Here is a 19,218-nt window from a genome sequence, read left to right as displayed (position 1 = left end):
GAAACATCGGACTTCCTTGTCCACAGCGGTCCGTCTTATCAGAACTTCTCAATCACCGTACGGCTGATGATCTCGTCCTGAACTTCCTTACATAATTCAACAAAATAGGCGCTGTAACCCGCGACGCGGACGATCAGGTCGCGGTATTTCTCCGGCTCCTGCTGGGCCTTTTTCAACACCTCGTTATCGACGTAGCTGAACTGCATCTGGCCGTTGCCAAGAATCGACGCGGTGCGCAGCAGCGTAATCAAGCCGTGGCGACCTTCCGGGGTATCCAGCAGCCCTTTGAGGAACTTGAAGTTGTGCACCATGCCGATGTTCATGGTTTCCACGTTCATCTTGCTCACCGACTTGATGATCGCCGTCGGACCTTGCTTATCCGCGCCCTGGGTTGGGCTGATGCCATCGGAGAGCGGCATCCACGCCAGACGTCCGTTCGGCGTGGCGTTGGTCAGCTCACCGATTGGCGTGTTGTTGGAGATAGACAGGGTGCCGTGGCTCAGGGTGGAGTAGAGCATTTTGTACTTGCGGCACTCGCGCTCGGTCCATTCGGTGATATCCAGCGCGTACTGGTCAACGTAGTTGTCATCGTTGCCGTATTTCGGCGCGTTCAGGCAGTCGCGGCGCAGCGCTTCAAAGCCTTCAAAGTTCGCCAGCATCGCATCGCGCATCTGCTCGAGGGTATATTTTTTATCCTCGTACACCAGTTTGCGAATCGCGGCCATGGAGTCGACGTAGGTGGCCAGACCGGAGAAAATCAGCCCCGGACCGTGGTTGATCATCGCGCCGCCAGCGGAGACGTCTTTGCCTTTTTCCATGCAGCCTTCCACCAGCAGCGACATCAGCGGTTTTGGCGCTACGTCGCGGTGGACGCGCTGGCTGATCACCGTACCGATGGCCGACAGGCGGACGATATGGGCGATCTGTTTTTTCACTGCCGCGTCAAATTCTTCGAAGGTGTGCAGGTCACGCAGATCGCCGGTATCCAGCCCCTGATAGCTATCGAACAGCACCATACGGCCACGGTTGAGCACGAACTCGATGGCAATCGGCCACTGGGTGTAGCCGGTGGAGGTCCACTGGTAGATGCGGCCGGATTTCTGCGGTTCCACGCAGCCCATCAGGCAGTAGTCGCGGGCGTCTTCGAAATCGAAGCCTTTACGCAGCATCATCTTGATGTGCGAATCATCGAAGTGACAGGCCGGGAAGCCCATGCCCGCTTTCACCACGTCGACGATTTTTTCCATGTACTTCTGCGGCGACTGGTTGTGAATACGGCAGGCCAGCGACGGCTGGTACACCTTCACGAAGCGCACGGCATCCATAATCAGGTAGGTCAGATCGTTACAGGCATCGCCGCCGGAACGCTTCTGGCCGCCGACGGTCAGGTTGATAAACGGCTGGTAGCCAGCGAAATATTTCGCACCCAGCTCACTGGACATCCACATCAGTTCGGCGCACTTGATGATAAACGCCTGCATCAGCTCCAGTGCGGTTTCGTGGGTCAGGCGGCCTTCACGGATATCGGCTTCAAACATCGGGTAGCAGTACTGGTCAACGCGACCCAGCGACAGGCCGGTCTGGTTTTCTTCAATCTCAAACAACGATTCCACCGTCCAGATGCTTTGCAGCGCTTCCTGCAAGGTTTTCGGCGGATTGGCCGGGACGTTCTGGTTCACTTCGGCGATGGTCAGCAGCTCGGCGCGACGCTGAGGATTTTGCTCCAGCGCGGCCAGTTCGCGAGCGCGGGCGGCGATACGGTGGGCGTAGTTAATCACCCCTTCGCAGGTTTCAATCGCCGCTTTGTAGTAGTAAATACGGTCGATATCTTCCGGGTTTTCCATGCTCAGGCTGGCGAGCTGTGCCTCGGCATCCGCTTTAATGCCGTTCATGCCTTTGGTGAACAGCAGCACGTCATAGCCCGGACAGGTGTCGCCGCCGCCGTTGATCTGGTGGTAGGAGAGGTCGCTGACGAAGGTCTCGCCGCTGAACGCCCAGACGCCTGCTTCGCGGTACTGTGCTTCGCAGATCTCATCCAGCGAGCGGCCTTCCCAGAACGGGACGATCTCTTCGCGGATGGTTTTCTTGTCTTCTTCGCTGATCTCAAATGGATCCTGCGGGCGGGTGCTCATGGTATCGAGTTCGTCGCGCACCCAGCGCCAGGCGATATCCGGGGAGAAGGCGCCCGCGCGCGGCTTGCCGCACGGATGGCCGACGATCAGCTCGTCGTCCTGAATCAGAATCGGCGCGGTTTCGCAGGCGTGGCGGAAGGCTTTGGCGCGCAGCAGAATGGTCGGCATGCCTGGATTGGCTTTCACCACTTCGGTAAAGGCCAGCGCGCGGTAGATAGAGACGCTCGGACGCACGGTCAGGTAGTGGTTACGCAGACGCTGCATGCGCGGAGTCAGGCCTTCCGTGGTGGGAGTTTCGCTTGCGGCGGCGAACGGCACGGCGGCGACTTTCTGCTCGCCGCTGAACAGACGCACCGGAAGGCGCAGGGCGCTGAGGTTTTGCTGCGCGCTGAGGAACATGGTGGAAAGTTCGTTGATACCCGCGTTTTCAAGGCTCGCGCCGTGGAGCAGGGCATCGAACATCGGGTAGCCGTCGATAGCGCTGGCGGCGCGGACTTCGCTCAGCTCTGCCAGTTTAAACCACAGGCATTCGACGATCTCATAGGCTTGCGCTTCATTCAGCGTGCCGTTGGCGATGTCGTGCTGGTAGTACGGCAGCAGCGCTTTGTCTGCGCCTTCCGGGTTGACCGCGTAGCTGCCGTTATCCAGCTGGAGCGCCAGCTGGAACAGGTAAAATGCCTGGCAGGCTTCTTTGAAGCTGCGCGCCGGGTGGGCTGGAACATGGTGCAAAATAGCGGCGCTGTCGAGCAGTTCGGCCTTACGGTAGGCGTTGGTCTCTGCGGCGGCGAGCTGTTCCGCGCTGTTAGCCAGGTTCTGCGCCAGCGCCATCAGCGCGTCGCAGGCGTAAATGGCCGCGCGACAGCCGTTCACTTCATCCATGCCGCTGCGGCTGACCGCGCTGCCGAGCGTACGGGTCTTTTCTTCCAACTGGTGTTTAATCGCCAGCACGCCTTTCTCTACCACCAGCTTGTAATCCGGGGAGTCGAGATCGCTGTTCAGATTCAGAAACTGGAAGACGGATGGGCGGCGCGCGGCGTTTTCGTCGTGGAAAATCGCCCCGTGCGGCTTGCGGGTCTGGTTGCCGACGATCAGCTCATCGGCGCTGATGGTCAGCGGCAGCTGGCGCATCAGTTCATAGAAACGGCGCGCCGGTTTAACGGCAGCGGGAACGCCGGCAATATCGCCGTCCAGGCCGCTCAGAATGGCGGCGTGCTCGGTGCACAGGGTGCTGGCGTGTGCCTGTAAACGTTCAGCCAGCACTTTGACGCGCGGCGTTAAGCTATAGTGTGCCATAGGTAAGATTCTCCAGTTCTTGTTCTCAGCGGCAGTGGGCGGCGCTGCCGCTCCATGCCTGGCGATAGAGTTCGGTTAAAGCCTGGGCGTCCGGCGCGCGTGGGTTGGTCGGGGTGCAGCTATCGCGCAGCGCCTGGCCGACCATTTCCGCCAGTCGGCGCTCAAAATCGGCGGCATCAATGCCGGTTTGCTGTATTCCCGTCGGCATCGTCATTTCTTCTTTCAGCGCCGCAATAGCGACCAGCAGGCTGTTGACCCCCTGGCGAGTCGTGGCTGCGGGCAGATCCAGCAGGTGAGCCAGCCGGGCATATTTATGGGCGGCGGCGGTGTCGCACTGACCCTGATAGTCCGCATTCCATGCCACTACGCTCCCCATCAGCAGGGCGTTGGCGCGGCCATGCGGTACGCGGAATACGCCGCCGAGCGCATGCGCCAGGCTGTGGGTGATGCCCAGCGAGGCATTGGTAAACGCGATGCCAGCCATGCAGGAGGCGTTGTGCATTTTTTCTCGCGCCAGCAGATCGTGTCCGTTGCGCCAACAGGTGGGCAGATAACGGAACACCTGCTGCACCACTTTCTCGGCCAGCGCGTCGGAAAAGTCGCTGGCGGCGGTGGAGACGTAGGCCTCCAGCGCATGGCACAGGACATCCATACCGGTATCGGCGGTGATGGCGGGCGGTACCGAGGCGACCAGCGATGGGTCAAGAATGGCGATATCCGGCAGCAGCGACGGGTCAACCAGCACCAGCTTTTCGGCATGGGCTTTGACCACTGAAAAACTGGTCACTTCCGAGCCGGTGCCGCTGGTGGTGGGGATCGCCACAAACTGCGGGCGTTCACGTCCTGCCTCCGGACGGGTCTGCGCCAGAGCGAAAATAACCGCCTTGGCGGCGTCAATCACGGAGCCGCCGCCCAACGCGATGACCAGATCCGGCGCACAGCTGTCCATGCGCTTCATCCCGCGCACCACGGTGGCGATATCCGGGTCGGCCACCACATCGTCCCAGACCTGCATCTCGATACCGCGCTGGCGCAGGATGTCGGTCACCCGGGAGGCGAGGCCAAATTTCACCATCGCCTGGTCGGTGACCAGCAGCGCACGCTGAGCGGGCACGTCGTTCAGGGCGGCAAGCGCGTCCTGACCAAAACGGATCCGGGGTTTCAGCAAAAATTCACTCATTGGGTTATTCACTCCTTACGCGTCCCGAAAGACGTTCTCGACAATGGCAACCACCGACATCGCCTTGTAACGGTCCTTGTTAAGCGCGAAATACTCTTCCGCCAGCACAATGTCGTGCATGCCTGCGCCGACGCTGTCGACGGCAACCCAGGTGCGGTTCTTCATCGGCTGCTGATCGTCGTCCAGTTGGGTTATCAGCAGCAGGTTGCTGCCGCGTAGCTCATCGCATTTCTGCGTGGCGACGACATGTCCGGTTACCTTTGCGAGAATCATCGTTTTTATCGCCTTATATCAATGCGTTACTTGCCTAAGCGCTCAAGCACCTGGCGGATGACGCGTTCCACGTTTTGCTCGCTTATCTCGCCTTCCTGCTCTGTCGTCGCGCTGGCGAAGCGGTTATCGCTTGCGCTAGTGGCGGCTGGGGAAGGGGAGGTGAAGCGCGCGTCGTCGAGGATGCTGCGGCGCGGGTCGACCGACTGGCTGACGATAGTCGGCTGTGGCTCGACGCGGCTACCCGGTGCGCGCAACTCGTCAATGGAGCGCACGCCGTAGCCGACTTTGCGGATGTTCAGCAGGTTCATCGGCCCGACGTTATCGGAGCTGGAACCGCCGCCGACCGCACCGCAGCCCAGCGTCAACGCGGGAGAGATGTTGGTGGTCGCGCCAATGCCGCCGAGGGCCGCGGGGGTGTTGATCAGAATGCGGTTAACCGGTTTTTCGAGGCAGAACTGGCGAATCACGTCCTGGTTACGGGTGTGGATCACCAGCGTGTGGCCGAGGCCTTCGTTGGTCAGCAGTTCCATCACGCGGTTGCAGGCCGCTTTCCAGTCCTCTTCCACGTACAGGCCGAGTACCGGACACAGTTTTTCTCGGGAGTAGGGGTTGGTGTGCGAAACGGTAGTCTGCTCGGCGATCAGCACGCGGGTGCTGGCCGGGACGCAGAAGCCCGCCATCTGGCTTAAATAGAGTGCCGTTTTGCCGACCACTTTCGGGTTGATCGTGCCGTTCGGACGCAGCAGCAGGGCTGCCATTTTCGCCGCTTCGCCTTCGTTCATAAAGTACGCGCCCTGGGCTTCCAGCTCGCGATGAACTTCGTCGTAAATGCAACGTTCGACGATGATCGACTGTTCGGAGGCGCAAATGACGCCGTTATCGAAGGTTTTGCTGGTGATGATGTCTTTCACCGCGTGGTGGATATCGGCGCTGCGCTCGATAAACGCCGGGCCGTTACCCGGGCCGCCGCTGATGGTTGGCGTGCCGGAGGCGTAGGCGGCGCGCACCATCCCTTCACCGCCGGTCGCCAGAATCAGCGACACCTCTTTGCTGTGCATCAGCTCGGAGGTGGCTTCCAGCGTCAGTTCAGTGATGCCGTCGACGATCCCCGCCGGTGCGCCCGCCGCTTCGGCTGCGCGTTTGACAATCTCGATGGCCTTCCAGCTGCACTGACGCGCACCCGGATGCGGCGAGAAAATAATCGCATTACCGGCTTTCAGGGCAATCAGCGTCTTGTAGATAACCGTCGAGGTAGGGTTGGTGGAAGGCACCAGCGCGCAAATAACGCCGAGCGGCACGCCCACGTCCATCACTTTTTTCTGTTGATCGTCATGAATGATGCCGACGGTCTTCATATCTTTGATGGCGTCGTAAACGCGCAGCGAGGCAAAACGGTTCTTCAGGACTTTATCCTGCCAGTTGCCGAAGCCGGTCTCTTCCGCGGCCATTTTCGCCAGCGCTTCGGCATGGTGCGCCGCTTCCTGGGCCACGTTTTTCACGATGGCGTCGATTTGCTGCTGTGAAAAGGTGGCCATCACGGCTTGTGCCTTTTTGGCGTTGCGCACCAGTTCTCGCGCGTTCTGGCGAGAGAGCAAATCGGTATCCAGTTCAATCATGAGTCTATCCTTCATCAGACTAAAAGAGTGCAGACGGGGCGTGCCCTGTCAGGTCATGCTTTATGCTGCGACGCGATTTTTTCGATATCGTTATGCGGACGCGCAATCACGCGGGAAGTGACCACTTCACCGATGCGTTTTGCCGCTTCCACGCCGGAATCCACCGCCGCGTTGACCGCGCCGACGTCGCCTTTCACCATCGCGGTGACCAGCCCGGAGCCGACGTTTTCATAGCCAATCAGCTCAACGTTGGCGGCTTTACACATCGCATCTGCCGCTTCAATGCAGGCCACCAGCCCTTTGGTTTCAATTAAGCCAAGCGCTTCTTTCATCATGTTCTCTCCGGTTATTCGGCAATTTTGTAGTGAGCGACAATCTTGTTGATGTCGTTATGCGGACGCGCGATAACCAGTGAAGTCACCACTTCGCCAATGCGCTGTGCGGACTCAACGCCGGAATCTACCGCCGCTTTCACCGCGCCGACGTCGCCTTTCACCATCGCGGTGACGAGGCCGGAGCCGACGTTTTCGTAGCCAATCAGTTCAACGTTGGCGGCTTTACACATGGCATCAGCCGCTTCAATGCAGGCCACCAGCCCTTTGGTTTCAATCAGACCTAATGCATCACCCATTTGCGTTCTCCTGGCCTTAAGCCTTGTGTTTAATGACAATTTTGTTGATGTCGTTATGCGGACGCGCAATCACCAGCGACGTCACCACTTCCCCGATGCGCTGCGCGGACTCGACGCCGGAATCCACCGCCGCTTTCACCGCGCCGACGTCGCCTTTCACCATCGCGGTGACCAGGCCGGAGCCGACGTTTTCATAGCCAATCAGCTCGACGTTCGCGGCTTTACACATCGCATCCGCGGCTTCAATGCAGGCCACCAGACCTTTGGTTTCGATAAGCCCCAATGCATCACCCATGGCTCTCTCCTCAGAACAGGTTGTGATTTAAGGAAAACCGGCCGTGTCACGGCGTTAACCCACGGCTGCGGCGTTCGAATGTCACTATAGGGGGGGAGAATCTGGATGGAACTTAAATCCGATAGATGTAATTATTTAGGATATAACTCTGTGATTTAGTCTTATCAGGCCGTGTATTTATGTCTTTATGCTGTAATGTCGGTGCTGATTTGGTCTTCAATAAGGCGATTTTTAGCCCGCTTTTTCCGGGAGTATGAAATGTTATTGGATTGCTAAATGATTTCAAAAAAGGGGTAACATAGCGCGGGGATTAGTGTGGCGAGGCGCAGGTTTCCGGCGGTAGCCTAAACGCAAAAAATGCGCTTTTTAGCCGGTGATGTGGTGAGGCCTGGAGGGGATGCGTCGCCGATCACAGTTTACAACAGGGTTTGATAACGGGAGGAAAAGTCATGCTGCAGGGATTGAATCATCTGACGCTGGCGGTCAGCGATCTGGCGTTAAGCCTGGCGTTTTACCAGCGGTTACCTGGGATGCGTCTGCACGCCCGCTGGGATAGCGGAGCCTATCTCTCCTGTGGGGCGCTGTGGCTGTGCTTGTCGCTGGATGCGCAGCGACGTAAAACCCCCCCTCAGGAAAGCGACTATACCCACTACGCCTTCAGCGTGGCGGAAGAAGAGTTTGCCGGGGTGGTGGCTCTGCTGGCGCACGCGGGGGCTGAGGTATGGAAAGATAACCGCAGTGAAGGGGCGTCTTACTATTTTCTCGACCCTGACGGCCATAAGCTGGAGCTGCATGTGGGGAATCTGGCGCAGCGGCTGGCCGCCTGTCGCGAACGCCCCTACAAGGGGATGGTCTTTTTTGATTGACGGGTTAGTTCAGCTTACTGCCGGATTTCAACGTGCAGATCCACAGCGGTGAATTGATAGAGCTGAGCAAGATAGCCTTTTCGTTGAGCTTCTGAGCGTTGAGAAACAGCCCGTCGTGGCTGTCGGACATCTCGCGCATAAAGTAGTCGAAAATCACGTTCGGCGATTCATCAATCGAGGAGGCGCTCGATTCCCACTGATTGATGCGGTAATGACGCTCGGTGGCCGAGATGCGTTTGCTGCTGTAGGTAAACTTCACGTAGCGTTGCAGGTAGAGCCAGCCGGCGGCGGAGTCGGTGTAACCTTCGACCACCATCGAGCCTTTACCCTGCGCGCCAAAATTGAAGTGAATATTGCCGTTAACGTTCTCTTTGTCCATGTTCTCAAAGCGCATGATGCCCTTAGTGGAACAGCTCATGACACCCGCGTTGTCGGCAGGCAGCAGCCGCCAGGCGCTAAACGCGGCGGCGGCAATAAATACCAGAACGCAGAGGGCAAAGAACGGACGCGGCGCGAGTCTCATTACGGCTTCCAGGAGTAGTAAAAGTAGTTATCGCAATAGCTGAACGGGTTATCTTCATGCATGGCGCAGTGGGCAAGGAACACGCGCCCCAGCCCGTTGGTTTCGAGCCGGTCGCCGTAGAAGAAAAGAAAACGTTCACCGGGTTTACAGGCAATATTCAGCCGCTGGCGCACCTCATCGAAGTTTTTGCCGTAGGACTCTTCGCTGACCGAACGTCGCATTTCATCGCTGGCCAGCAGTTCGCACTGGCTATGGCTGAGGCGGGTCAGCGCGATAGGCTGGGATTCACTGATGCCGACCAGACTGAAGGTAACCAGAAGCAGGGCAATGGTGAGCAAGCAGGCTCCGGCCATGTACCAGCACATCCCGCGGGCATGTGCGGAGCGCGGTGCGTCTGGCGTTGTCGCAACGGGCGGCGGTTCGGCTGGCGTCTGTTGTGGCGAATCCGGCGGCGCGTCGTCCATCGCTTCGATAATGACCTCGGGGTTAAGCTGCAAATAGCCGCGCGAGACGGTGACGATGATGTTATCGACGCCGTAATGGCGAAAGGTCTTCCGCAGCATGCTGAGATACTGGTTCAGATTGCTGTTGGATGAGGTTAATCCATTGTCATCCCAGACTTTTTTCAGAACATCTTCCCGGCTGACAATCTCGGTATGGCGCAGAAAATAGTTAAACAGGGCGCTGGCGGTGAGGGATAGCTGGCTGTCCGGTTCATCGCTTTGCGGCAGCGTCAGGGTTCCGTCGGTGGCGTCGTAGATAAAACGGGCATTGATGTTGTAGCGCATCGCGGCCTCAGTCTGTGCTTCACGCGGGAAGCGTCATTTTATTCAGGGAGTCAACCAGCGCGCGACGGTGGTCGGCGCTCATGGTGATCCCTTCCGTCAACTCCGAAAGCCAGATACCGTCAGCGGCGTAGCGCACCAGCGTGCCGGTTGGGCTGTTATCCAGCTCATCGCCCTGCGCCAGTTTCTCCAGCATCCAGTCGCGCCAGCATTTGCGCAGCACCGGTTCATCGGGCATCGCCAGCGACAAAACCATAAGCTGGCGGCTTTCATGGGTGTCCGTGAGATCCGCCAGATAGTTCAGATAGGCGCGGGTAAACCGACCGTAGCTCACGCCATCCTGTTGCATCAGCGCGGTAATCGCTTCTTCCATGATCGCCAGCAGACGCGCGAACAGGGCGAATATCAGCGCCTGCTTGTTCGGGAAATGGTGGATAAGACCGCCTTTACTGACACCTGCCTCGCGGGCAACGGCGTTCAGCGACAGGGCGGCAATGCCATCCCGACCAGCAATCATTGCCGCGGATTCCAGCAATTGTTGGTGCAGACGGACCGGATCTTTCTTGCGGTGTTGGGCTTCCATATTCATGGCCCGAATCATACCGACCAGACGGTATGATTATTTTTGACGACGATCAAGGCGTACGGGATGTCAGTAGATTGAATGTGGTTAATGCGTGAGAGGTCACAATTCGTAGTATGAATCAGGCAGTTATCACCCAGGTGCCGTTTTGGCAAAAAAACGCGGTGAGGGGGCTCACCGCGTTCGAACGTTTATGACGATAACGACTTACTTCTGCGCGGCGCCTTTGGCCTTCGCTTTGGCGTTGTCACAGGCGGTCTGGTTTTTCGCACAGGCGTCTTTTGCGGCTTTCGCCTCTTTCTGTGCGTTAGCTTTCGCCGTGCTTTTGGCCTGAGCGCACTGCGTAGGGTTATCCTGGCAGGCGGTTTTCGCTTTGCTGACAGCCTGGCCGTTAGCCGCCGTTGCTGCGCCGCAAATCAACATAGCGCATGCGCCCAGCATCAGAGTGATTTTTTTCATGGACTTACTCCGCTGCCGCCTGGGCCAGATCGTTCTGTACCTGCTTACGCTGCTCTGCGGTCAGCACCTGGCTTAAGTCGAAGTAGTATTTCACTTTGTAGTAGCGTACCTGCTGGTCAACTTTGCTGAATGCCGCCAGCTGCTGCTTCACGCCCGCTTCGTTCCATTTACCGGACTGGATCATATCGATGATCATGCCGTCTTTAACATCTTTCATCGAGATAGACTGAACGTTTTTCTCCAGCTGTTGGTGCAGTGTTTTGATTTTAGAAACCTGAGCATCGGTCAGCTTCAGGTGCTGAACAATCGGGTCCTGAGCCGGAGCCGGGGCGGCTGCGACATCAGCGGCCTGAGCGGTGAAGGTTGCGCCAGCGAGCGTTGCGACCAGTAAAGCCGTGCGGGTAAATTTTTTCATTGTAGTCATCCATAAAGCATTTGAATTGACGCCGAAGCATCAGACGGGGGAGTCCCCATTTATTGTCGGGCTAATAATAGGTTGCCTGATGCTGACGATGCTTGCGGATTGTTGTGTCTGTTGGTAACGATGGGAAACAATGACTCTGTGAAATCATCCTTTTTTACGTATTAAGACCGTCTTAATCTTTCGCGCTCTCCCTGCTATTTCAGCAGCAAACCCGGTGTCTGTGGAAATGCGAAATATCGCTAAGCATTTGCGGTTTTTGTCGCAGTTAAGCCACGCTAATCAATTTTTTACCTTTATATAACAATCACTTTCGTTAAAGGATATTTCGTTATAAGCCATAGCGAATCGTTATTTGTGCCGATGAAGACGGTGTGGGAGCGTAAAAAGACAATACAAAAACAGGGGTATCCAGAAAGATTATGGCAAAGACAAAACAGACAGTAGCACAGCTCGCGATCGTGACCGGCCTGGTGGCGGCCAGCTTCACGACCTTTACCGCTCAGGCGGATCAGCTGGCGGATATTAAGGCCAAAGGGGTGGTGAAAGTCGCCACCTTTGACGCGAACCCGCCGTTTGGCTCGGTGGATGCCAAAACCCATGAACTGGTGGGCTACGACGTTGATTTCGCCAAAGCGCTGGCAAAATCGCTGGGCGTGAAGCTGGAGCTGGTGGCGACCAACCCGGCCAACCGTATTCCGCTGTTGCAGTCTGGCAAAGCGGATCTGATCGTGGCCGATATCACCATCACGCCGGAGCGCGCGCAGGTGATTGATTTCTCCACGCCGTACTTCGTCACCGGTCAGCAGTTCCTGGTGCCAGCGAGCAGCGGCGATAAGCTCGACGATTACAGCAAATCGCGTATTGGCGCGGTGAAAGGCACCACCGGCGAGCAGACGCTGCACCAGCGCTTCCCGCAGGCGCGCGTGCTTTCCTATGATGATATCCCGCTGGCGCTGACCGCGCTGCGCAACGGCAACGTGCAGGCGATTACCCAGGACAGCACCATTCTGGCGGGCCTGTTGGGCGAAGCGCCGGATAAAGCGAAATTCAAAATCCTGCCGGATCTGCTGAGTAAAGAAGAGATCGGCGTGGGCGTGAAAAAAGGGGAGCCGGCGCTGTTGAAGGCGGTGAACGATGAGCTGGTGGCGCTGGAGAAATCCGGCGAGGCAGCCAAAATTTATGATGTCTGGTTTGGTCCTTCCACGAAAGCGCCGCAGCCGCGTTCCTTTACCATAGAAGCAAAATAATATGTTGTCGGCTTTACTCTCTCGTTCCGCGGCGAAGGCCGCGGATTTTTCACATCTGCAGAACGCCAGCGTGGAGTTCCGTCAGGTGGTGAAGGAATACGGCAGTCATCGCGTGCTGAACGGCATCGATTTGACGATTAATCCCGGCGAAGTGGTGGCGATCCTTGGGCCTTCCGGCTCGGGAAAGTCGACGCTGATTCGCCTCATCAACCAGCTTGAAAGCCTGAGCGGCGGCGAGATTCTGGTGGACGGTAAAGCCACCCGCCAGCTCAACGGCCGGGCGCTGCGCCAGCTGCGTAGCCGGATTGGCTTTGTCTTTCAGCAGTTCAATCTCTATGCCCACCTGACGGCGGCGCAAAACATTATGCTGGCGCTGGAGTCGGTTCACGGCTGGACGCGCAGCGATGCGCATCAGCGGGCGCTGGCGCTATTACAGCAGGTGGGGCTGGCGGAAAAAGCGGACGCTATGCCTTCGCAATTGTCGGGCGGGCAGCAGCAGCGGGTGGCGATCGCCCGGGCGCTGGCTTCGTCGCCGCAGATTATTCTGTTTGATGAACCGACCTCGGCGCTGGATCCGGAAATGATTGGCGAAGTGCTGCACGTGATGCAATCTTTGGCCCACAGCGGTATCACCATGATCGTGGTGACGCACGAAATGCAGTTTGCCCGCGAAATCGCCGACAGAGTGGTGTTTATCGACGGCGGCGACGTGCTGGAAGTGGCGCCGCCGGCGGCGTTTTTCGCCCGGCCGCAGCATCCTCGTGCGGTACGTTTTCTACAGAAGGTGCTGGATCCGCTGCATCAGGAGCGGACGGCGTGATGAGCAATTTCGACTGGCACGGGGTGCTCAGCGGGCAGCCTCTGCAATGGATTATTTCGGGCTTTCTCACCACGCTGTGGGTTTCCCTTGCGGGAATTGTGCTGGCAAGCGTACTGGCGACGCTGTTTTTGCTGCTGCGGCTGGCGGGTGGTCGGCTGGGGCAGGGCATTACCGGCTGCTGGGTGTCGCTGTTTCGTAATACGCCGCTGCTGGTACAGCTGCTGTTCTGGTACTTCGCGGCCTGGAACTTTTTGCCGCAGGGGATGCGTGATTTTGTGAACGATCCGCATGACTGGTCGATTCTGCCCGGCGACGTCTGGTGGTTGACGCCGGAATTTCTCTGCTCGGCATGGGGGCTTGGCGTTTTTACCTCGGCATTTCTGATTGAGGAGGTGGCGGCGGGGCTGCAAAGTGTGCCGAACGGGCAGCGGGAAGCGGCGCTGGCGCAGGGCTTTTCCACCGCCGGGTTGCTGCGCCACATCCTGTTGCCGCAGGGGCTGGCGAATGCCTGGCAGCCGGTGGTCGGCCAGTATCTTAACCTGATGAAGCTCTCGTCGCTGGCCAGCGGCATTGGTTTTGCCGAGCTGACCTATCAGGTGCGGCAGATAGAGAGCTACAACGCGCATGCGCTGGAAGCCTTTGCCGTGGGCACCGTGCTGTACCTGTTTACCGGCGTCGTGCTGGGGCTGCTATTGAGCCGCCTGGGGCCAAAGCCAGTAGGGCAGGCGAAGCGGCGACGTCAGGTTAGGGATGTGCAGGGAGGAATTCAGCATGAACGCTAATCTGGCGGTCATTGTCGATAACCTCGACTATCTGCTGTGGGGGCGACTGGCGGACGGCGAACCGGGCGGCGTCGCGCTGACCCTGATGATGGCGCTGGGGGCGAGCGCATTAGCGCTGCCGGGTGGCGTGTTGCTGGCCTGTGCGGCATGGCGATTCCCCGGCATCACGCGGCGTTTACTGTACCTGTGGGCGGAGATTATTCGCGGTATTCCGCTGATATTCGTTATCTTTTGGCTGTGGTACCTGTTGCCAATGCTGACCGGCAGCGATTTACCCGGCGCGGTCACGGTGACCTTAGCGCTGGCCTGGTTTACCGCGGCATCAGTGATGCACTCGGTGCTGGCAGGGCTGCAGGCGTTGCCGAAGGGGCAGTATGAAGCGGCACTCACTCAGGGATTTAGCGCCGGACAGAGTCTGCGGTTAATTCTGTTGCCACAAACGCTGCGCAACGTGCTGCCGTCGCTGGTGGGGATTTTCATCAGCCTGCTGAAAGACACCTCGCTGGCGTTTATCGTCAACGTCCCGGAGCTGACGACCGTGGCCGGGCAGGTGAATAACCGCGTACAAATCTACCCGACGGCCATTTTTGTCTTTATTGGCGTGGTCTACTATCTGCTCTGTTTTGGGCTGGAAAGGGTGGCGAAGCGCTGGCAGCGTCGAGTGACGGTATAAAAAAACAGCCCGGCGTCGCGTCATGCTCAGCCGGGCTGGGATGTTATTTGGTCAGGTCCGAATTAAACGTTCTTACGTTCAATGGTTTGCTCGCCCCAGAACAGCGCATCTTTGTCTGTTTTACGGAAGGCCAGCTCAAGAACGGCATCGCTGCCTTCTTCCCAGATTTTTTCCGCGACTTTTTCGTCATACTTTGCGAGTTCAAAAATCGCTTCGGCAATTTCCGGCGAGGTATTACGTAAGCTCGCCCATTCACCTATATGATGTGCTTTGCCTTCTTGTGTGGGCATCTCTCTTCTCCCTTAATTAGCCTTTGAGTTTAACGGCCAGGCCAGCGACATATTCACCCTGATAACGGGCAATCGACAACTCTTCCTGGCTTGGCTGACGTGAGCCGTCGCCGCCGGCAATGGTTGTAGCGCCATACGGCGTGCCGCCGCGAACCTGCGAGATATCAAACAGTTCTTGCGCCGCATAACCGATCGGTACAATCACCATACCGTGGTGGGCGAGCGTAGTCCAGGTGGAGGTGATGGTTTGTTCCTGACCGCCGCCGGTGCCGGTTGAGCTAAACACGCTGGCCAGTTTGCCGTACAGCGCGCCGGACGCCCACAGGCCGCCGGTCTGATCGAGGAAGGTGCGCATTTGTCCGGCCATATTGCCGAATCGGGTTGGCGTACCAAAAATAATGGCGTCGTAATCGGCTAACTCCTGCGGCGTAGCGACCGGGACGGCCTGCGCTTTGCCGCCCGCTTTGGCGAACGCTTCTGCTTGCATGGTTTCCGGTACGCGCTTGACGACGACATCAACACCGTCCACTTTATTTGCGCCTTCCGCGACGGCTTTAGCCATCGTCTCAATGTGTCCGTACATGGAATAATAGAGCACCAGAACACTTGCTTTTCCACTCATCTTAACTCTCCTGTGTCAAATTCGTTGGTTACGTAACAAGCTTCATTAAGCATAGCCCGTGCTGACGGATTCGCTGCATCACGCCAGTAAATTCTCGCTTAAACAACGCGATTGCCTGTTTTTTAAACGAAGGCCGGCTCTGCGGTGCATCAAAACAGTAACTCATTAATAACTATGATAAATAATATTGGCGATTAACTATTTATTTGGTTGATTGTTATCAACAACTTTTGCGCCTCATTCCCGGAGAATATGCGCTGGTGGGTCACACACAACGGTAGGTGCATGAAGAAACAAATAGCGGCGGCTGTCATGATGGGCGCGAGCCTGCTGGCGATTTCGCTGGTATCAGCCCCGGCGATCGCGCAGGACGCGCAGATGGCCACTCAGCAAATTTATCAAGGCTTCGGCGTGACGGTCACCCGGCAGGGCGATAGGGTGACGGTGAACGGCGCGGCGGCAGAGAAGGCGGAATATAACGCCGATGCAGACGTCTATATTCAGGGGCCGTACCGGTTGGTATTTCACAAGCGCACCGGCAAAGTCCGGCTGATGAAAGACGGCAGCTATGTGGGCGTGCTGAAGTAACCTCGCGATGTGCGGCTGACGCATAATGTCACATTTTTCTGTCGCCGATTTTCCCCCATGATAAGAGTTGATTAGGGGAACACCCCGGCGTCAGCGGGTAAAACCTGACGGCAGATATGTCAAAATATGACCAGCTGCCGTTTCACATCCCTACGGCGACTATGCTTATCACTACCGCGTTATATCGCGGGTGATTACGCTTTTCATCTACGTAATGCACGATGTCGTTCTCTCAACTGGAGGTCAGTAATGGCAAACCATCGCGGCGGTTCAGGTAACTTCGCTGAAGACCGGGAAAGAGCATCAGAAGCAGGTCGTAAGGGGGGCCAGCATAGCGGCGGGAACTTTAAAAACGATCCCCAGCGCGCCTCAGAAGCGGGCAAAAAAGGCGGGAAAAATAGCCATGGTAGTCATCGCGGCACCTAACGGCGCATGACGTAATGGTTTCTCACCTAACCGCCGGTTTTACCGGCGGTTTCTTTTTCCGGTTGAAGCCGGCCCTCGCTAGCCGCAAAATAGGAGAAAATCACAAGGAGAGGGCGTATGGCTCTGAATGCAGTAAAGAAAAGCGGCAAACGTTCTCAGGCGGTTAGCGCCAAAAAGCAGGCTATTCTCACCGCCGCGCTGAACACCTTTTCCCAGTATGGGATCCATGGCACGCGCCTCGATCAGGTTGCCGAGCTGGCCGGGGTGTCAAAAACCAACCTGCTCTACTATTTCCCGTCTAAAGAAGCGCTGTACGTTGCCGTGATGCAGCAGATCCTCGATATCTGGCTGGCGCCGCTGCGTGCTTTTCGCGAAGATCTGGCACCGCTGGTTGCCATTAGCGAATACATTCGTCTCAAACTTGAGGTATCGCGTGATTACCCGCAGGCGTCGAAGCTGTTCTGTCTGGAGATGCTGCAGGGCGCGCCGTTGGTGATGGATGAACTGACCGGCGATTTAAAAACGCTGGTGGCCGATAAATCGGCGATTATCGCGGCGTGGGTGAAGAGCGGAAAATTGGCGCCCATCGACCCGCATCATCTGATTTTTATGATTTGGGCGACCACCCAGCACTATGCCGATTTTGCCACTCAGGTGGAGGCGGTCACCGGGAAAACGCTGCGCGACGAGGCGTTCTTCCAGCAGACCGTCGAAAACGTCCAGCGGATTATCATCGACGGCATTCGCGTACGCTAGCTGGCCGGCGGCAGCGGGCAGCTCAGGTCGCCCTCTTCACATTGCAGCAGCGAGGCGAGAAAGGCTTCACGTTCGTTGGTTTTATCCGTCAGGCACTGATTGTTGACCATCGGTTGCACGCTGCCGCCGTGGCTGCTGGAGCTCATAAACGCGCAGTCCGCGTCGCGTAGGGCAATCCACGCGCTCTGGGCCTTCTTGAGTAAATCGCGCTGCGCGGGCTCGGCGCGCTTGAGCACGTCCTGCCAGGTTTGATTCAGCTTCTTATCTGCCGCCTGATATTGTTCAGCGCTGCAGCTGTTCAGCTCGGCCTGCGTGTTGGCGTTGTCGCACGCGTCTGCCAGTGCGTAACTGCTGGTGAGCAGCAGGGCGAGAGCCGATAATGCACGTTTCATTCGATAACTCCCCAAAGTATTGCTACAGAGTCCAGGCTCTGGATATAACACGATTTTACCCCGGAATCTCCTCCTACCACCGTGTGTTTTTCTGATTTTGAAAGCCAGCGCAATGTTCGGATAGACGCCTTGGGTGTAGAAGGTTGATCATCCCGCGTTGGGTGCGTGTGTAGACTGAAAAAGGGAGAGCGTCAGCGATGACGGGCATGGAAAGTCAGGTTCGGCTGGGGCTGTTTACTCTGGCATGGCCAATATTTGTCGAACAGCTGCTGCGATTAATGCTCGGCTACGTCAGCGTCTTCATGTTAGGGCACTATTCGGATGAAGCGGTCGCCGCCACCGGGGTCGCTAATCAGATCCTCGCCATTTCGGTGATCTTCTACGGTTTTCTCACCGTCGGTGTACAAATCGTGGTGGCGCAGCTATTGGGCGCGAAGCGTTTTCGGCGCGTTGAGCGGGTGATTACCAACGGTTTGGTGGTGGCGTTTCTGATCGGCGTCGCGATGAGCCTGTGTTTGTGCTGTTTGGCGATGCCTTCCTGCGGATGCTCGGGCTAAGTGATGAGCTGGTGGTGGTTGGTTCGCCGTTTATCCGCATCATCGGCGGTATTTCGGTAATTATCGCGCTATATTCGTCAATCTTACCTATTCTGCGTACCCACGGCTTTGTGCGTCAGGCGATGCTGGTGCCGATCACCGTCAGCGTGGTAAACGTGGTATTTAACTACCTGTTTCTTTACGGCCAGCTCAGCTTTCTTGGGCTGGGCGTCACCGGCGTTGGGATCGCGGTATGCATTGCCAACGTCATCGGTATGCTGATGTCGGCGTGGATGCTGAAAAAATACATCGGCTACGTGTTTCGCTGGCAGAAGCTGCGGCAGTGCTCGCGCAAAATGCTGGGGGCGATTCTGCGTTTTGGTCTGCCGTCAGCCGGGGAGAACCTCTCCTACGCCGGGTCGCAACTGGTGGTGACCGCCATTATCGCTTTTCTCGGCACCGAGGCGCTAACCACCAAAGTGTATGCGTCAACCATCAGCCAGTTCGTGGCGCTGTTTGCGATGTCGATAGGCCAGGCTTCGCAGATTATTATTGGCCGCGCGGTGGGGGCGAGGGAAATAGAATCCGCCTACCGGCAGGGCGTTAAAAGCTGGCGGCTGGGGCTGCTGGTGGCTTTTTCTCTCAGCCTGATTATCTTTTTGCTGGCCGAGCCGATTATGCAACTCTTTACGCCTAACCCACAGGTTATCGCCCTGACCAAAAAGCTGTTTATGTTGTCTATTTTGCTCGAGCTTGGGCGCGCGACCAATATCATCGTGATCAGCAGCCTCAACGCCACCGGCGATGTCCGCTTCCCGTTTATTTGCGGCATTATTGTGATGTGGATTGTCAGCCTGCCGTTCTCATATCTGCTGGGTGTTTATATTGGCCTGGGGCTGGTAGGGGTATGGCTGGCCTACATTATTGATGAAGGGCTGCGGGCGATGCTGATGTATCGTCGCTGGCGCAGCCGGGTGTGGACGACGAAGTCAATGTTTTAAGGGGCATAAAAAACCCGGCTTTCGC

General features: G+C 57.3%; 25 protein-coding genes. 10 read left to right on the top strand and 15 right to left on the bottom strand.

What is annotated here, in order from left to right; genetic code table 11:
* Window positions 1-38: 38 nt before the first annotated feature.
* Genes cutC through GY169_RS15045 form a run of 7 tightly spaced genes read right to left on the bottom strand, consistent with a single transcriptional unit; the run spans window position 39 to window position 7,420 of the window.
* The gene (gene cutC, locus GY169_RS15075) at window positions 39-3,425 is read right to left on the bottom strand and encodes a choline trimethylamine-lyase (RefSeq protein WP_167576225.1); all 3,387 of its coding nucleotides are present in this window, start codon (window positions 3,423-3,425) and stop codon (window positions 39-41) included.
* Between the two features lie 25 nt (window positions 3,426-3,450).
* The gene (locus GY169_RS15070) at window positions 3,451-4,605 is read right to left on the bottom strand and encodes a 1-propanol dehydrogenase PduQ (RefSeq protein ID WP_167576224.1); all 1,155 of its coding nucleotides are present in this window, start codon (window positions 4,603-4,605) and stop codon (window positions 3,451-3,453) included.
* A 15-nt stretch (window positions 4,606-4,620) separates the two neighbouring features.
* Window positions 4,621-4,878 carry a EutN/CcmL family microcompartment protein gene (locus GY169_RS15065; protein WP_163447935.1) on the bottom strand — a complete coding sequence of 86 codons (258 nt, stop codon included), beginning with the start codon at window positions 4,876-4,878 and terminating at the stop codon, window positions 4,621-4,623.
* A gap of 26 nt (window positions 4,879-4,904) precedes the next feature.
* A complete protein-coding gene (locus tag GY169_RS15060) occupies window positions 4,905-6,494 on the bottom strand; it encodes an acetaldehyde dehydrogenase (acetylating) (protein WP_167576223.1) in 1,590 nt (529 codons plus the stop codon).
* A 53-nt stretch (window positions 6,495-6,547) separates the two neighbouring features.
* Window positions 6,548-6,826 carry a BMC domain-containing protein gene (locus tag GY169_RS15055; protein WP_015585230.1) on the bottom strand — a complete coding sequence of 93 codons (279 nt, stop codon included), beginning with the start codon at window positions 6,824-6,826 and terminating at the stop codon, window positions 6,548-6,550.
* A gap of 14 nt (window positions 6,827-6,840) precedes the next feature.
* The gene (locus GY169_RS15050) at window positions 6,841-7,125 is read right to left on the bottom strand and encodes a BMC domain-containing protein (RefSeq protein WP_006821084.1); all 285 of its coding nucleotides are present in this window, start codon (window positions 7,123-7,125) and stop codon (window positions 6,841-6,843) included.
* A gap of 16 nt (window positions 7,126-7,141) precedes the next feature.
* A complete protein-coding gene (locus GY169_RS15045) occupies window positions 7,142-7,420 on the bottom strand; it encodes a BMC domain-containing protein (RefSeq protein ID WP_001540796.1) in 279 nt (92 codons plus the stop codon).
* Between the two features lie 449 nt (window positions 7,421-7,869).
* Between GY169_RS15045 and fosA the strand changes: the two genes are divergently transcribed.
* The gene (fosA, locus tag GY169_RS15040) at window positions 7,870-8,286 is read left to right on the top strand and encodes a FosA3/FosA4 family fosfomycin resistance glutathione transferase (RefSeq protein WP_167576222.1); all 417 of its coding nucleotides are present in this window, start codon (window positions 7,870-7,872) and stop codon (window positions 8,284-8,286) included.
* Between the two features lie 4 nt (window positions 8,287-8,290).
* Here the strand turns inward: fosA and GY169_RS15035 are convergent, their stop codons facing one another.
* The 5 genes from GY169_RS15035 to GY169_RS15015 form a co-directional block, all read right to left on the bottom strand.
* Complete coding sequence (locus GY169_RS15035; RefSeq protein WP_014839979.1) at window positions 8,291-8,809, bottom strand: FidL-like protein; 519 nt, start codon at window positions 8,807-8,809, stop codon at window positions 8,291-8,293.
* Window positions 8,809-9,597 carry a transcriptional regulator gene (locus GY169_RS15030; RefSeq protein WP_167576221.1) on the bottom strand — a complete coding sequence of 263 codons (789 nt, stop codon included), beginning with the start codon at window positions 9,595-9,597 and terminating at the stop codon, window positions 8,809-8,811. Before GY169_RS15030 ends, GY169_RS15035 begins: the two co-directional genes overlap by 1 nt.
* 19 nt (window positions 9,598-9,616) lie before the next feature.
* The gene (locus GY169_RS15025) at window positions 9,617-10,195 is read right to left on the bottom strand and encodes a TetR/AcrR family transcriptional regulator (RefSeq protein ID WP_064548968.1); all 579 of its coding nucleotides are present in this window, start codon (window positions 10,193-10,195) and stop codon (window positions 9,617-9,619) included.
* A 189-nt stretch (window positions 10,196-10,384) separates the two neighbouring features.
* Window positions 10,385-10,636 (bottom strand): late histone H1, encoded by a 252-nt coding sequence (locus GY169_RS15020; RefSeq protein ID WP_167576220.1) that lies wholly within the window; start codon window positions 10,634-10,636, stop codon window positions 10,385-10,387.
* Between the two features lie 4 nt (window positions 10,637-10,640).
* On the bottom strand, window positions 10,641-11,051 hold the full coding sequence (locus GY169_RS15015) for a Spy/CpxP family protein refolding chaperone (RefSeq protein ID WP_053390145.1): 411 nt from the start codon (window positions 11,049-11,051) through the stop codon (window positions 10,641-10,643).
* Between the two features lie 428 nt (window positions 11,052-11,479).
* Between GY169_RS15015 and GY169_RS15010 the strand changes: the two genes are divergently transcribed.
* The 4 genes from GY169_RS15010 to GY169_RS14995 are packed head-to-tail and all read left to right on the top strand — an operon-like array spanning window position 11,480 to window position 14,582.
* A complete protein-coding gene (locus tag GY169_RS15010; RefSeq protein WP_053390146.1) occupies window positions 11,480-12,307 on the top strand; it encodes an ABC transporter substrate-binding protein in 828 nt (275 codons plus the stop codon).
* Window position 12,308: 1 nt separating this feature from the next.
* Entirely contained in the window at window positions 12,309-13,127 is an 819-nt protein-coding gene (locus GY169_RS15005) for an amino acid ABC transporter ATP-binding protein (protein ID WP_053390147.1), read from the top strand.
* Window positions 13,127-13,909, top strand: coding sequence for an amino acid ABC transporter permease (locus tag GY169_RS15000; RefSeq protein WP_167577315.1), 783 nt, complete (start codon window positions 13,127-13,129; stop codon window positions 13,907-13,909). Before GY169_RS15005 ends, GY169_RS15000 begins: the two co-directional genes overlap by 1 nt.
* Window positions 13,899-14,582 (top strand): amino acid ABC transporter permease, encoded by a 684-nt coding sequence (locus GY169_RS14995; RefSeq protein ID WP_167576219.1) that lies wholly within the window; start codon window positions 13,899-13,901, stop codon window positions 14,580-14,582. The genes GY169_RS15000 and GY169_RS14995 overlap by 11 nt, the downstream gene beginning before the upstream one ends.
* A 62-nt stretch (window positions 14,583-14,644) precedes the next feature.
* Here the strand turns inward: GY169_RS14995 and GY169_RS14990 are convergent, their stop codons facing one another.
* Window positions 14,645-14,872 carry a YccJ family protein gene (locus GY169_RS14990; RefSeq protein WP_053390150.1) on the bottom strand — a complete coding sequence of 76 codons (228 nt, stop codon included), beginning with the start codon at window positions 14,870-14,872 and terminating at the stop codon, window positions 14,645-14,647.
* Between the two features lie 16 nt (window positions 14,873-14,888).
* The gene (gene wrbA / locus GY169_RS14985; RefSeq protein ID WP_053390151.1) at window positions 14,889-15,494 is read right to left on the bottom strand and encodes an NAD(P)H:quinone oxidoreductase; all 606 of its coding nucleotides are present in this window, start codon (window positions 15,492-15,494) and stop codon (window positions 14,889-14,891) included.
* A 285-nt stretch (window positions 15,495-15,779) separates the two neighbouring features.
* Here wrbA and GY169_RS14980 point away from each other — a divergent pair, with 285 nt between their 5' ends.
* From GY169_RS14980 to rutR, 3 genes are all read left to right on the top strand, one after another.
* On the top strand, window positions 15,780-16,082 hold the full coding sequence (locus GY169_RS14980; protein WP_163447944.1) for a hypothetical protein: 303 nt from the start codon (window positions 15,780-15,782) through the stop codon (window positions 16,080-16,082).
* A gap of 249 nt (window positions 16,083-16,331) precedes the next feature.
* Complete coding sequence (locus tag GY169_RS14975) at window positions 16,332-16,508, top strand: general stress protein (protein WP_053390153.1); 177 nt, start codon at window positions 16,332-16,334, stop codon at window positions 16,506-16,508.
* 117 nt (window positions 16,509-16,625) lie between these two features.
* Window positions 16,626-17,264, top strand: a complete 639-nt coding sequence (gene rutR, locus GY169_RS14970; protein WP_053390154.1) for an HTH-type transcriptional regulator RutR — start codon at window positions 16,626-16,628, stop codon at window positions 17,262-17,264.
* On the opposite strand, the gene GY169_RS14965 is transcribed toward rutR, so the two are convergent.
* Window positions 17,261-17,656: a lysozyme inhibitor LprI family protein gene (locus GY169_RS14965; protein ID WP_053390155.1), complete on the bottom strand. Its 396-nt coding sequence runs from the start codon at window positions 17,654-17,656 to the stop codon at window positions 17,261-17,263. The two genes, rutR and GY169_RS14965, sit on opposite strands and share 4 nt — an antisense overlap.
* 197 nt (window positions 17,657-17,853) lie before the next feature.
* Between GY169_RS14965 and GY169_RS23450 the strand changes: the two genes are divergently transcribed.
* Entirely contained in the window at window positions 17,854-18,213 is a 360-nt protein-coding gene (locus tag GY169_RS23450) for an MATE family efflux transporter (protein WP_223882106.1), read from the top strand.
* Entirely contained in the window at window positions 18,168-19,193 is a 1,026-nt protein-coding gene (locus tag GY169_RS14960; protein WP_223882105.1) for an MATE family efflux transporter, read from the top strand. The genes GY169_RS23450 and GY169_RS14960 overlap by 46 nt, the downstream gene beginning before the upstream one ends.
* Window positions 19,194-19,218: the final 25 nt, after the last annotated feature.

It is taken from the genome of Kluyvera genomosp. 3, assembly GCF_011765685.1.
In the GTDB taxonomy this organism is placed as follows: domain Bacteria; phylum Pseudomonadota; class Gammaproteobacteria; order Enterobacterales; family Enterobacteriaceae; genus Kluyvera; species Kluyvera georgiana_A.
Note: the sequence above shows the minus strand (reverse complement) of the source record. Positions and strands in the feature narration are given on the sequence as shown.

Coding starts and splice junctions, on each gene's coding strand:
- GY169_RS14995 (WP_167576219.1), top strand. CDS start 13,899: ATGAACGCTAATCTGGCGGTCATTGTCGATAACCTCGACTATCTGCTG.
- GY169_RS15060 (WP_167576223.1), bottom strand. CDS start 6,494: ATGATTGAACTGGATACCGATTTGCTCTCTCGCCAGAACGCGCGAGAA.
- GY169_RS15020 (WP_167576220.1), bottom strand. CDS start 10,636: ATGAAAAAAATCACTCTGATGCTGGGCGCATGCGCTATGTTGATTTGC.
- GY169_RS15030 (WP_167576221.1), bottom strand. CDS start 9,597: ATGCGCTACAACATCAATGCCCGTTTTATCTACGACGCCACCGACGGA.
- GY169_RS15005 (WP_053390147.1), top strand. CDS start 12,309: ATGTTGTCGGCTTTACTCTCTCGTTCCGCGGCGAAGGCCGCGGATTTT.
- GY169_RS15065 (WP_163447935.1), bottom strand. CDS start 4,878: ATGATTCTCGCAAAGGTAACCGGACATGTCGTCGCCACGCAGAAATGC.
- GY169_RS15050 (WP_006821084.1), bottom strand. CDS start 7,125: ATGGGTGATGCATTAGGTCTGATTGAAACCAAAGGGCTGGTGGCCTGC.
- GY169_RS15000 (WP_167577315.1), top strand. CDS start 13,127: ATGAGCAATTTCGACTGGCACGGGGTGCTCAGCGGGCAGCCTCTGCAA.
- GY169_RS15055 (WP_015585230.1), bottom strand. CDS start 6,826: ATGAAAGAAGCGCTTGGCTTAATTGAAACCAAAGGGCTGGTGGCCTGC.
- GY169_RS23450 (WP_223882106.1), top strand. CDS start 17,854: ATGACGGGCATGGAAAGTCAGGTTCGGCTGGGGCTGTTTACTCTGGCA.
- GY169_RS15025 (WP_064548968.1), bottom strand. CDS start 10,195: ATGATTCGGGCCATGAATATGGAAGCCCAACACCGCAAGAAAGATCCG.
- fosA (WP_167576222.1), top strand. CDS start 7,870: ATGCTGCAGGGATTGAATCATCTGACGCTGGCGGTCAGCGATCTGGCG.
- wrbA (WP_053390151.1), bottom strand. CDS start 15,494: ATGAGTGGAAAAGCAAGTGTTCTGGTGCTCTATTATTCCATGTACGGA.
- GY169_RS15010 (WP_053390146.1), top strand. CDS start 11,480: ATGGCAAAGACAAAACAGACAGTAGCACAGCTCGCGATCGTGACCGGC.
- GY169_RS15070 (WP_167576224.1), bottom strand. CDS start 4,605: ATGAGTGAATTTTTGCTGAAACCCCGGATCCGTTTTGGTCAGGACGCG.
- GY169_RS14980 (WP_163447944.1), top strand. CDS start 15,780: ATGAAGAAACAAATAGCGGCGGCTGTCATGATGGGCGCGAGCCTGCTG.
- GY169_RS15035 (WP_014839979.1), bottom strand. CDS start 8,809: ATGAGACTCGCGCCGCGTCCGTTCTTTGCCCTCTGCGTTCTGGTATTT.
- GY169_RS14990 (WP_053390150.1), bottom strand. CDS start 14,872: ATGCCCACACAAGAAGGCAAAGCACATCATATAGGTGAATGGGCGAGC.
- cutC (WP_167576225.1), bottom strand. CDS start 3,425: ATGGCACACTATAGCTTAACGCCGCGCGTCAAAGTGCTGGCTGAACGT.
- GY169_RS14965 (WP_053390155.1), bottom strand. CDS start 17,656: ATGAAACGTGCATTATCGGCTCTCGCCCTGCTGCTCACCAGCAGTTAC.
- rutR (WP_053390154.1), top strand. CDS start 16,626: ATGGCTCTGAATGCAGTAAAGAAAAGCGGCAAACGTTCTCAGGCGGTT.
- GY169_RS15015 (WP_053390145.1), bottom strand. CDS start 11,051: ATGAAAAAATTTACCCGCACGGCTTTACTGGTCGCAACGCTCGCTGGC.
- GY169_RS15045 (WP_001540796.1), bottom strand. CDS start 7,420: ATGGGTGATGCATTGGGGCTTATCGAAACCAAAGGTCTGGTGGCCTGC.
- GY169_RS14975 (WP_053390153.1), top strand. CDS start 16,332: ATGGCAAACCATCGCGGCGGTTCAGGTAACTTCGCTGAAGACCGGGAA.